Source organism: Paenibacillus sp. FSL H3-0310, assembly GCF_038002785.1.
Classification (GTDB): Bacteria; Bacillota; Bacilli; order Paenibacillales; family Paenibacillaceae; genus Paenibacillus_AQ; species Paenibacillus_AQ odorifer.
On record NZ_JBBODC010000001.1, the window covers coordinates 1,664,885 to 1,677,057 of the forward strand.

A 12,173-nucleotide genomic window follows, 5' to 3' on the forward strand; every position below is an offset into this window, starting at 1 on the left:
CCCTGACTGGATTCAAGGGCAGGGGACGAATCATAAGGAGTCTGTCATGAGCGCTTATTTATCGAAAAGACTGTTGTACATGGTCATCATCTTATTTGCGGCATCATTATTGATCTTCTGTCTGTATGCTTCAACTCCCGGTGACTTCATAACCGGAAATATTAAATTGACCGCTGAACGCAAAGCTGAGCTGCGTGAAATCTACGGCTTAAACAAGCCTGTGCTTGAACGGTATGGGATCTGGATGAAGAATGCGCTGCATGGTGATTTCGGGTATTCCTTAGCCCAACAAAAGCCTGTGCTGCAGCTTTTTAATGATTATATTTGGAATTCCTTTCTGCTGGCTGCCGTATCTACGTTTCTGACGTGGGTGATTGCGGTCATTATTGGCGTCATCTCGGCCTATAAGCAGTATTCATGGTTCGATACACTCGTGATGATCGCTATATTCGCAGCCATGTCGCTGCCGTCATTTTTTATAGGCTTATTCCTGATCAAAATCCTGGCCGTCGATCTCAAGTGGCTGCCTCCAGGTGGAATAATCACCACGGGTAGTAATGCTACGGGTTTGGCTTACTTTAAGGAGATCGTAATGCATATGACCCTTCCGGTTGTGGTTATGACCCTTCTTGGATTAGGTTCGCTCACCCGTTATTTTCGCAGTAATATGATCGATGTCTTAAAACAGGATTATATCCGTACGGCACGCGCCAAAGGCCTGAAAGAACGCAAGGTGCTCTTTACACACGCCTTACGTAATGCCTTGCTGCCCGCAATTACACTGGTTGGTTTTGAGCTGCCGGCACTATTTGGCGGATCACTTATTATTGAGAAAATATTCAATTGGCCTGGGATTGGCCAACTGTATATGCAGTCCTTCGGACTAAGGGATTATCCTTTACTGATGGGCTTTACGATGTTTATTGCCATACTTACCGTCATAGGAACGTTGCTTTCGGATGTTTTGTACCGGATTGCCGATCCTAGAGTTCGGCTATAGAGAGGAGGAAGCTGACGTGGCAGTTCAAAGTAATGTAGCTGGGATCGCGAAGCCGCAGACCACCAAAGGAAAATCCTCTTTATTCCGGCAATCTATGCGGAGGTTGCTGAAGAACAAGCTGGCGGTATCCGGATTTGTGGTGGTGATCTTTATGTTTGCGCTTTGTTTTATTGGTCCGCTGTTCTCACCCTATACGGATAACAAAATTAATATGGCTATGATGAACAAGGCACCCAATATGAAGCATTGGCTGGGCACTGATGCATTGGGCAGAGATATTCTGACCCGGGTAATGCAGGCGGGGCGCATTTCACTGACCGTGGGACTAGCGTCAATGGTTCTTTCGGTGTTTATCGGTGCCCTTTTGGGGGCTATTGCTGGGTATTACCGCGGTATTGCCGATCAAATCATTATGCGGATTGCGGATCTTTTATTGACGGTCCCGAGTCTGCCACTGCTCTTTATTTTTGGTGCGTTATTATCGGAGTGGAAGATTCCAACGGATTATCGGATGTATATCGTTATGCTGATGCTTAGTATTGTGAGCTGGCCGGGTATGGCACGTATGGTACGGGGTCAAATGCTTAGTCTTCGAGAACGTGAGTTTATGCAGGCGGCGGTAGTATTAGGCCTCCGTGATCGGCGTAAATTATTTAATCATTTGCTGCCGAATATCGTTCCGTTGCTGATCGTTATGGCTACCCTTAACATCGGTGGTGCTATATTGAGTGAATCGGTTCTTAGCTTTTTTGGACTAGGTGTTATGCCGCCAACTCCAACCTGGGGCAATATGATTGATGCTGCGAATAATATGATCGACTTTCAGGATCGGCCGTGGCTGTGGATTCCACCAGGGTTATCGATTTTTGCGACAGTGATCGCGATCAATATCTTTGGAGACGGACTCCGGGACGTGCTTGATCCTAAACAGAAGAGGTAGGTGACCCTCAGATGAGTGATTTAATGAATATAGACGGTCTAAGTACATACTTCTTCACGGAAGAAGGAAAAGTGAAAGCCGTTGATGATGTAAGCTTCCGTGTTCGCGAGGGAGAGACGGTATGTATTGTTGGAGAATCAGGCTGCGGCAAAAGCGTGACCGCGATGTCCATCATGGGGCTTGTTGAGGAACCCGGGGGCAAGGTAGCCCAAGGGAAAATTGATTTTCAGGGTGAAGATTTGTTGAAAATGGACAAAAACACACTGCGGACCATCCGCGGGAATGAGATCGCGATGATCTTTCAGGAGCCCATGTCCTCCCTTAATCCTGTAATCAAGATCGGTGAGCAAATCATGGAGCCGCTGATTGTACATTTGAAGATGAACAAGAAACAGGCGCGCATCCGGGCGATTGAACTGATTAAGCAGGTAGGCATATCACGACCAGAGCAAATTGCTGATAGTTACCCGCATGAATTAAGTGGAGGTATGCTGCAGCGGATTATGATTGCTATTGCCATTGCCTGCAGTCCAAAGCTATTGATTGCTGATGAACCGACTACGGCGCTGGATGTAACGATTCAAGCGCAAATTCTGGATATGCTGCGTGAAATTAAAGATAGCTCGGGCATGTCCATTCTACTAATCACCCATGATCTTGGCGTAGTGGCAGAGATGGCCGATTATGTGATTGTTATGTATTCCGGTAAGATTGTGGAGGAGGGTGAAGTTGTTGAATTGTTCAACAACCCCAAACATCCCTATACAAAAGGGCTGCTCAAATCGAAGCCGGTAATCAATCAGCGACAGGATGAGCTGTATTCCATACCAGGTCAAGTGCCAAATCCGCTTGAGCTGGTGCCCTCTTGTTATTTTCATGACCGCTGTGAGCATTGCATGCCTGTATGTGTCAGCCAGCAGCCCCAGCTTAAAGAGGTGGCCAGCAGACAAAAGGTAGCTTGCTGGTTGTATGAGGAGGCGGTTGTTCATGCCTGAAGCACTGCTTGAGGTCAATCATTTAAAGAAATATTTTCCTGTTACTAAGGGGCTGCTTAACCGAACCGTTGGGCATGTAAAGGCTGTTGACGATATTAGCATCACACTTCAACCTGGGGAAACGTTTGGGCTTGTAGGGGAATCTGGGAGCGGCAAAAGTACAGTCGGACGGACGATTTTACGGCTAACGGATAAAACGGCAGGTGAGATCAAGTTCAAAGGGATAGACATTCACTCCCTGTCGCCCGCTGAATTGCGCAATATTAGACCCCAAATGCAGTTGATCTTCCAAGATCCTTATAGCTCACTTAACCCACGGGTTCGTATAGGTGATGCCATTGGTGAAGCTTTACTGGATCATGGTCTATGCTCAAGGTCCGAGGTGCGAGATCTGGTGCTTGAAGCGCTAGCGGCTTGCGGGTTATCTTCTTATCATATTGATCGCTTTCCGCATGAATTCTCCGGGGGGCAGCGGCAGCGGATTGGGATCGCCCGTGCGCTTGTTTTGAATCCTGAGCTGATCATTGCAGACGAACCAGTTTCAGCACTGGATGTTTCCATCCAAGCACAGATTATTAATTTATTCAGTAAGCTCCAGCAGAGTCGAGGGTTAACGTATTTGTTTATCTCCCATGACTTGAGTGTTGTGGAGCATTTGTGTTCAAGAATCGGTGTCATGTACCTGGGCTCTATGATGGAGACGGCTTCAAGAGATGAACTGTTTAAGAATCCGCTCCACCCGTATACCAAAGCGCTGCTGTCGGCTGTTCCGATTCCTATTCCAAAGCTGAAAAGGGAAAGAATTGTACTTAAGGGAGATATTCCGAGTCCGGTAAATCCGCCTTCTGGCTGTAAATTCCATACCCGTTGTCCCTTTGCGCAAGAGGTTTGCAGATCTGAAATCCCAGTATTTCGTGATGTTGGCAGTAACCATTTTGTAGCTTGTCATTTAGTTTAATAGTTGTCACAAATATAGCAATGATTTACTCCTAAGACATGAATAATTAATGTTGAATTGTATAATAATACAATTTGACCTTATTTTTGCCTGGGCTCAAAAGTCGTGAGAGGTTTCAAAGCCAGGTCAATGGGGTAATTAGAGAGTGGTTAGGTTAGGCGTACATATCTAATCGGTCTAGTATAAAATCCCTACTTAGGAGGAATCATCGTGAATACAACAGTACGTTTGACAGAAAGATCCGGCTCGACTTCTTCACAGCGCAGAAAAGGCTTTGTACCGGTAGTCGTGTACGGTGCAGGTTCAGATAGCCAGTCCTTTACAGCGGATGCTAAGACAATTTCAGGTATTTTAGCCAGCAACCCACGGGCTGTTCTTACTTTGGAATTGCCAGACTCGGGCAAAAAGAACGTGGTTATTCAAGAAATCCAACGTCAGCCAATTTCCAAACAACTGCTGCACATTGATTTTCAGCAGATTGATATGAAGGCCAAATTGGATACAAAAGTAGCGTTCCACTTTACAGGTGAACCAGTAGGTGTGAAGAGCGGCGGCGTGCAACAAATTGAATTGCATGAGCTGGATATTCGCACACTTCCAGATAAAATAGCTGCATCCTTTGAAGTGGATATCAGTGGACTAGATATTGGTGATCAATTGCTGGTATCTGATTTGCCGAAGCATGAAGGCTGGGAAGTATTGACGCCTGAGGACACATTGATTGTCCGTATTTCACCTCCAGCAGCGCAAGAGCCAACAGAAGAAGATACTGCTGAACCCGCTGTAGCTGAAACTGCTGGCGAAGATAAAGCAGAATAGTATAGAGATAAATAGTAAAGAGCAGATAGAATCCTTATAAAGGAGCTGTCTGCTCTTTTTGTTTTGTCTTCATAAATATGAATTCATAAAAATGATGCTGGTCTTTCGTATGATTTCTCAAATGGCAATTTTGGTTGTTTCGCCTCATTTAGTTAAAAATTTACATAAAATCGTTGACGAACGGGTTTCTAAGCCTGAAAATGAGGACAATTACCATGGTAAAATATTCAAAAGTCCCTGTTGTTGCTGTTTGAAAACGCTTTAGTTTTTATGCTTCAAAGAACTCTTATTGCCTAGTTCATCATGATTAAGAGGAGGAAAGTTATGAAGATGAGGAAGCTGTTTTCGATCTTAATGACAAGTTTGCTGGTGCTTGGGGTAGCTCTACCCTTTGGTGGAAAAGCGAATGCAGATGCTGCAAGTGACGCTTCAAATCGTGCTTTAATCTGGCTGAAGGCCCAGCAGGATGCAACAGCGGGGTATGCTTTTGAGGGACTGGTCGATAGCTTTGAAGATTTCTGGGGACCAAACAACCCCAAACAGATTGTATACACATATGATCAAGCGGTTGCAGCTATCGCCTTTATTGTAAAGGGTGAACGGACGCGGGCAGAGCAGGTTTTGAACAAAATGCGGGACATTCAAGATCCATCAGGCTTCTGGCTGAATTCTTATTGGTATAACAACGGCTTCGGAGAAGAAATCCGTAAACATGTGGGACCCGTTGTATGGATGGCAATGGCTGCTATGGCTTATGAGAAGCAATATAATGATTCACGGTATCGTCCGATGGCACTCAAAGCATTAGATTGGAGTTTACAGTATAAAAAGGCTAATGGCAGTATTGCAGGGGGATGGAGTGGTTGGAGTAATTCCGATGAGCCTTGGAGCTCAACCGAGCACAATATCGATATTTACCGGGTATTGCAGTATTATGCTTCGGTGGATTCCTCAAAGGCAGCCACTTATAACAGTGCGGCTTCTGGAGTCAAAACCTTCCTGGATAATTATGTGTGGGATGACACAGTCAAACGTTTCAAGGGGGGCTGGAAAAACGATACAAATCTGATCGACCCCAAAATACCTTTAGACGTGAATCCTTGGGGAGTATTAGCTTTAGGCGTATCCGGAACACATAACTACGGCGCAAGCTTAACCTATGTGGAAAATGCCTCCGGCACCCCGGGAACACTTGCGAATCCGCGTTACAAGCAGACGCTTACTTACAATGATGCTGGGAATACGCTCACCGGATATGATTTTGACTGGACAGATGAAGTATTGCCAGCGTATGACGATAACGGAAATCAAATTGGCAATACGGGTGCTGACGTATGGTTTGAAGGAAGCGCATTCATGTCGCTCGCTTATTATCTGCAAGGCAATGCCTCAAAGGCAGACGCTATTAATACAGAGATTATTAAAAAACAAGGCACAAGCGGTGCTTCGCTTGGGGGTATTCCCTACTCGCTGAAAGGGTCCAGCAACAGTTATTGGGTGATGGCGCAGCAAAACTGTGTTTCCAGCACAGGTTGGTTAATAATGTCCCTGCACCGGTTTAATCCATTCACAGGTCAATATTTGACGGGTGGTGGTAATACTGGGGATACAACCGCGCCAACCGCTCCCGCTAATCTAACGGTAACCAGTAAGACGGATACAGGAGTTAGCTTAAGCTGGTCCGCTTCTACCGATAATGTTGGCGTTACAGGTTATATTGTTTATCGCGGAACACAGCAGGTGTCCACTGTGGGGGGAACTACAGCTACTGTTAGTGGACTTACTCCAAGCACAGCCTATACGTTTACAGTAAAAGCTACAGATGCAGCAGGTAATTTATCCTCCGCTAGTAATACCGCAACAGTTACTACTAATCCCACTGGAGGCAGCGGAGGCGGTGATCATGTGACGGCTGACTTTACAGCAGGGGTAACGAGACTTTCTGCTACAGAGGCGAGTATCTATATTACACCTGTAACCAGTGCCCTTTATGTAGATGTGCATTACAAGATTAACGGGGGTTCCCAGCTTAATTACAGGATGACTAATAACTCAGGAACATGGAAGCAGACGGTGAGTGGATTAAGCGCTGGCAGCAGTATTGAGTACTGGTTCACTTACGAAAAATCCGGCCCGCAATATGATTCAGCACATTATACTTTTGTTCAGTAAGATTAGCAGATCGTAAAAATCATTCTAAGAGAAGGCTGTTCCATGCTGCTATTTATAGCGGCGGGGGCAGTCTTTTTTTGTGGAAAAAATAGTGAATGACCGTTAAATCCTTCTCAAGACGGAGGTCTGCTCTTAAGGTATGCTTTAAAATCTTTGGGGGAGACGTTAGGACACGATGGTTACTAGCGTAGATAGGTATGAGGGGAGTTTAATTTATTGGTTTTACAACGTAACAGTGTTATGTTACGATGGCTTCAAGGAGTGATAAGCATGGAAGAGGATTTGATCTCAAAGAAGCAGCTATTGGATTTAACCGGTATATCTTATGGGCAATTGTACCGCTGGAAGCGGAAGCAGTTGATTCCAGAGGAATGGTTTATCCGTAAATCTACGTTTACTGGACAGGAGACTTTTTTTCCAAAAGACATGATTTTGTCCCGTATCGATAATATTGTGAATATGAAAGATGGACTTTCTTTGGATGAAATGGCTGATAAGCTATCAGATAAGGCTTCTTTTGACAGAGTAAGTATATCTGCTGCGGAAATTATAGAACGTAACATTGTTTCGTCGATGACGCTGGGGAAATTTGGAGAGAGGCTCGGTGTCAAGAATGGATATAGCTTCGATCAACTCACTTATTTATTGGCTGTAGATCGCCTGCTTAGTGCAGGGGAGATGAGTATGGAGGAAGCAGAGCTGCTGTTTCGAACCTTAATGGATAAAGCCTCCAATCTTGAGAGTGGCAGCTGGGAGTTATTTTTTATCCGCAAAATGGGGGTGTCATCCTTTATTCTGGCTCAGGCACCAGCGGAGTTATGGTTCGATGAAGGGGTAAAGCTGGTCAGTAAAATACTAAGTGCAGATGTAATAGAACAATTGAAAGGTAAGCTTGCTTTTAAGCTTGTTGAATAGGGGGTTAGTGTAATGGACAAACGAGAGCTGCCGGATCTGATTATAAACGGAGTCAGCGGGGGGGCAGGAGGTACTTATAACAGCGTGCGAATCGATGGTGTAGGCAAAGTAACGGGACCTATCGTGACGCGAATTTTTAAAGGAAACGGGCATATGAATTTGAAGAATGATCTCTCGGCGGAAGAAGCGGAATGCAATGGAACGATGAAAGTGCTGGGCCATTTGCGTTTTAACTCCCTAAAAGTGGACGGAATGATTACTGTCGGGGAGAGCATTCGGGGAGAAAGCTGCACACTTCATGGAATGCTGAATATCAAGGGTGATTGTGAGCTTGAGGATTTTGCGGGGGAAGGAAGCTTTAGTGTCGGAGGTTTACTTAGTGCAGGACATGTAGACTTCAAACTGCAAGGGCAGGGAAAGGCGCATGAAATTGGTGTGGAGAGTCTAGTGATCCGGCAAACGAATAGTGGAGTCTGGAGCAAAATGTTAAGTGGAATCATCCCTAAATTAAGATCGGAGCTGCGGGCTCGGACTATTGAAGGAGATTTTATTGATTTGGAATATACAACGGCTGATGTTATCAGGGGCAATATTGTGATTGTAGGTCCAGGCTGTACTGTCGAACGGATAGAGTATCGTGATCAGATTACAGTACATCCTGAAGCAAAGATTGGAAAGGTGGAGAAGATCGGTGACTGAAGAAACAACTCGGAGTAATTTGAAAATAATGGGCACAACGACCTCAGCGGGAGGCTTTTTTCGGGATATTAAGGTTACTGGGGAAGGTCATTTTGCAGGGGATGTAGATTGTGAGAAGCTGAGCCTGACTGGAAATGCCAGGGTAGATGGAAACCTGCTAATGACCAAAATGAAAATAACCGGTGAGATGACACTTATGGGTAATCTTGAAGGCGATGCCTTGCGGGGTCAGGGGGAAATTAAAGCAGCCTCCGTAAAAATCGACGATATTCATCTTAACGGTAATTTGGAGGTTAATGGTGATTGTGAAGGTGAACATCTGCGTATTTCGGGCGCTCTCAATGTGGCAGGACTGCTAAGTGCGGAGCAACTGGAGATCAATTTATATGGTCTAAGTAGAGCGAAAGAGGTTGGAGGCAGTGCTTTAACGATCAAAAAAAGCAAGACCGGAAAATTCCTGCATTTGATGAAGCAGAATCCTAAAGTGCTTTTTGAGGCTGGGCTCATTGAAGGCGATACGATAGAGCTGAATAATACAAAAGCAAATATTGTCAGAGGAGATCGGGTAATCATCGGTGTGGACTGTGAGATTGATACTGTGGAATACCGTAGTGCTTTGGAGATTCACAAGAATGCAATAGTGAGGCATCAAGTGAAGCTGTAACAGATAGTTATAGATCTTTTGACAATGGGGAGTGGAATAAATGAGTGCTGCCAAAGCGCCCAATCTGGGCATTGTAATCGCAGGTCTGCTGTTAGGAATACTGATGGCCTCCATGGACAGCACCATCGTTGCTACAGCAATGGGCAATATTGTTGGGGAACTAGGCGGTATGGACAAATTTGTCTGGGTAACATCAGCTTATCTCGTAGCTGAGATGGCGGGGATGCCTATCTTTGGCAAGCTGTCTGATATGTATGGGCGTAAAAAGTTTTTTGTTTTTGGGATTATTGTATTTATGGCGGGTTCAGCGCTTTGCGGGACGGCAGATACGATTACTCAGCTGGCTGCTTATCGGGCGATTCAGGGAATTGGAGGCGGCGCGCTAGTGCCGATTGCTTTTGCCATAATGTTCGACGCCGTACCGCTGGAGACACGGGGCAAGCTGGGCGGTGCATTTGGTGCGGTATTTGGATTATCAAGTATTTTTGGTCCATTGCTAGGCGCGTATATCACCGATCATATTGCTTGGCAGTGGATATTTTATATTAACTTACCGCTTGGACTGTTGGCTTTTGTGATGGTCGTTTTCTTTTATAAAGAGTCACATGAGCATTCCAAACAACCTATTGATTGGCTGGGTGCGGGCACATTGCTGGGCTCTGTCATCTGCTTAATGTTTGCGTTGGAGCTGGGTGGAAAAGAATACGCTTGGGGCTCATCGATGATCCTCGGCTTATTTGCAGCTTTTGCTATATTGGCGGCAGTGTTCCTTTTTGTAGAGACGAGAGCGAAAGAGCCGATCATTTCCTTTGCGTTATTCAAAAAAAGACTGTACGCCGTCAGCATTCTGTGCGCGCTATTTAGTGGTGCTGCATTTATCGTGGCTTCCGTATATATCCCGATCTTTATCCAAGGTGTATTAGGGGGTTCGGCTACCAATTCGGGACTTGTCCTGCTGCCGATGATGGTCGGCTCAGTAATTACCGCCACAACGGGAGGATTCCTGATGGCAAAAACCAGTTACCGCAATCTGCTGATTCCTACGTTTGTACTTTTGGTGATCGGCACAGGACTGGTAGCAACGCTTACTCCGGAAGCTTCACGTCTCTTGGTTACCTTGTATATGATTTTAATCGGATTAGGCATTGGCGCTTCCTTCTCTGTGTTAAGCACGGCAGCCATTCATGGTCTGACTGCGCAGCAACGCGGCTCCGCCAGCGCAACACTGAATTTCATTCGTTCGCTTGGCATGACCATCGGAATAACCACATTTGGCATTATTCAAAGCCATTATTTCTCGGGCAGTCTAACTAAGTTGCTCACAGCAAATGGAGGAGGAGCTGCTTCTGCGGGGGCTGCTGGGGTTATGGATTTTAAAGATCCGCATTCCCTGCTGTCGCCTGAGACTAGAGCACTGATTCCACCGGAAATTTTGAGCAAAATTACAGAGGGACTTTCCTCTTCCATTGCGAACACCTTCGCTTGGGCGGTTATTCCTGCTGCGTTAGCTTTGCTGGCCTCCTTTTTTATGGGGCGCCAGAAAATGGATGCCTCCGCGGAGGGGAAAGATCAGGCGCCCGGGCATTAGGCAATGGCGGAAGGCGCGGGCATTCGAATGACGAGCGGAATGTAGTGCGTATTATGCGGAATGCAGTGAATTAGGTGTAAACAAACTAGGGTTGTAAAGTGATGGAGCAGCTTCTCATTTGAGAGGCTGCTTTTTTATGTGTGGTTGGGAGTACAAATGAGCATGAACCCTCGAAGTAAGGGAGCTGAGTTCGAAGGTTGAGTAAATGCGATGAATCCGAAAAATAAGAGCATCTGAGTCCGATAGCATGAGGGAATGCGATGGATTCAAGAATGAGTCCGATAGCTTGAGCAAATGTGATGGATTCTTGATAGAAGTGCGCCTAAGAATGATGCGTGGAGTGTTGCGGACCGTATAGTCGCTATTGCTGATTTTTGAGCTACTTTGCCGTAGTTTCGGACTGTATAGCTCTTATCGGCATGCATATGCTCGTATTTGGGCTATATTTGTGTGGATAGCTGCGCCTGAGTCCGATAGCACGAGAAAATGTGTTGAAACCCGGAAATAAGTGCACCTGAGTCCGACAGCATGAGCAAATGTGATGGATTCTAGATAGAAGTGCGCCCAAGAATGATGGATGGAGTGTTGCGGACCGTATAGTCGCTATTGCTGATTTTTGAGCTACTTTGCCGTAGTTTCGGACTGTATAGCTCTTATCGGCATGCATATGCTCGTATTTGGGCTATATTTGTGTGAATAGCTGCGCCTGAGTCCGATAGCACGAGAAAATGTGTTGAATTCCGAAAATAAGTGCACCTGAGTCCGACAGCATGAGGGAAGTGTGATGAATCCAAGAATGAGTCAGACAGTATGAGGGAATGCGGTGAATCTAAGAATAAGTCAGACAGTATGAGGGAATGCGATGAATTTCCGAAATAAGTGCACCTGGGTCCGAAAGCATGAGGGAATGCGATGTATTCTCGATAGAAGAGTGCCTGATTTCGCTGCATGAAGTGTGTTGCGGACCGTATAGTCGCTATTGCTGATTTTTGAGCTACTTAGCCGTAGTTTCGGACTGTATAGCTCTTATCGGCATTCATATGCTCGTATTTGGACTATATTTGTGTGAATAGGTGCATCTGAGTCCGATAGCACGAGAAAATGTGTTGAAACCCGGAAATAAGTGCACTTGGGTCCGACAGCATGAGGGAATGTGATGAATCCAAGAATGAGTCAGACAGTATGAGGGAATGCGATGTATTCTCGATAGAAGCGTGCCTGATTTCGCTGCATGAAGTGTGTTGCGGACCGTATAGTCGCTATTGCTGATTTTTGAGCTACTTTGCCGTAGTTTCGGACTGTATAGCTCTTATCGGCATGCATATGCTCGTATTTGGGCTATATTTGTGTGGATAGCTGCACCTGAGTCCGATAGCACGAGAAAATGTGTTGAATTCCGGAAATAAGTGCACCTGAGTCCGAT

The 12,173-nt window shown here is 45.7% G+C and carries 10 protein-coding genes; all 10 read left to right on the plus strand.

Annotated features, from left to right (window positions below):
- Nucleotides 1-46: 46 nt before the first annotated feature.
- On the plus strand, nucleotides 47-1,000 hold the full coding sequence (locus MHH63_RS07465) for an ABC transporter permease (protein ID WP_036685739.1): 954 nt from the start codon (nucleotides 47-49) through the stop codon (nucleotides 998-1,000).
- Between the two features lie 16 nt (nucleotides 1,001-1,016).
- Nucleotides 1,017-1,940, plus strand: coding sequence for an oligopeptide ABC transporter permease (gene opp4C, locus MHH63_RS07470; RefSeq protein WP_036685740.1), 924 nt, complete (start codon nucleotides 1,017-1,019; stop codon nucleotides 1,938-1,940).
- An 11-nt stretch (nucleotides 1,941-1,951) separates the two neighbouring features.
- Entirely contained in the window at nucleotides 1,952-2,935 is a 984-nt protein-coding gene (locus MHH63_RS07475; protein WP_076130798.1) for an ABC transporter ATP-binding protein, read from the plus strand.
- The gene (locus tag MHH63_RS07480) at nucleotides 2,928-3,893 is read left to right on the plus strand and encodes an ABC transporter ATP-binding protein (RefSeq protein WP_036685744.1); all 966 of its coding nucleotides are present in this window, start codon (nucleotides 2,928-2,930) and stop codon (nucleotides 3,891-3,893) included. Before MHH63_RS07475 ends, MHH63_RS07480 begins: the two co-directional genes overlap by 8 nt.
- Nucleotides 3,894-4,103: 210 nt before the next feature.
- Nucleotides 4,104-4,712: a 50S ribosomal protein L25 gene (locus tag MHH63_RS07485; protein ID WP_076130800.1), complete on the plus strand. Its 609-nt coding sequence runs from the start codon at nucleotides 4,104-4,106 to the stop codon at nucleotides 4,710-4,712.
- A 324-nt stretch (nucleotides 4,713-5,036) separates the two neighbouring features.
- A complete protein-coding gene (locus tag MHH63_RS07490) occupies nucleotides 5,037-6,884 on the plus strand; it encodes a fibronectin type III domain-containing protein (protein WP_179089376.1) in 1,848 nt (615 codons plus the stop codon).
- 240 nt (nucleotides 6,885-7,124) lie between these two features.
- Nucleotides 7,125-7,799, plus strand: a complete 675-nt coding sequence (locus MHH63_RS07495; protein ID WP_340033319.1) for a YhbD family protein — start codon at nucleotides 7,125-7,127, stop codon at nucleotides 7,797-7,799.
- Between the two features lie 12 nt (nucleotides 7,800-7,811).
- Complete coding sequence (locus tag MHH63_RS07500) at nucleotides 7,812-8,498, plus strand: hypothetical protein (protein WP_280753040.1); 687 nt, start codon at nucleotides 7,812-7,814, stop codon at nucleotides 8,496-8,498.
- Complete coding sequence (locus MHH63_RS07505; protein ID WP_280753041.1) at nucleotides 8,491-9,162, plus strand: hypothetical protein; 672 nt, start codon at nucleotides 8,491-8,493, stop codon at nucleotides 9,160-9,162. The genes MHH63_RS07500 and MHH63_RS07505 overlap by 8 nt, the downstream gene beginning before the upstream one ends.
- A 40-nt stretch (nucleotides 9,163-9,202) precedes the next feature.
- Complete coding sequence (locus MHH63_RS07510; RefSeq protein WP_076301775.1) at nucleotides 9,203-10,750, plus strand: MDR family MFS transporter; 1,548 nt, start codon at nucleotides 9,203-9,205, stop codon at nucleotides 10,748-10,750.
- Nucleotides 10,751-12,173: the final 1,423 nt, after the last annotated feature.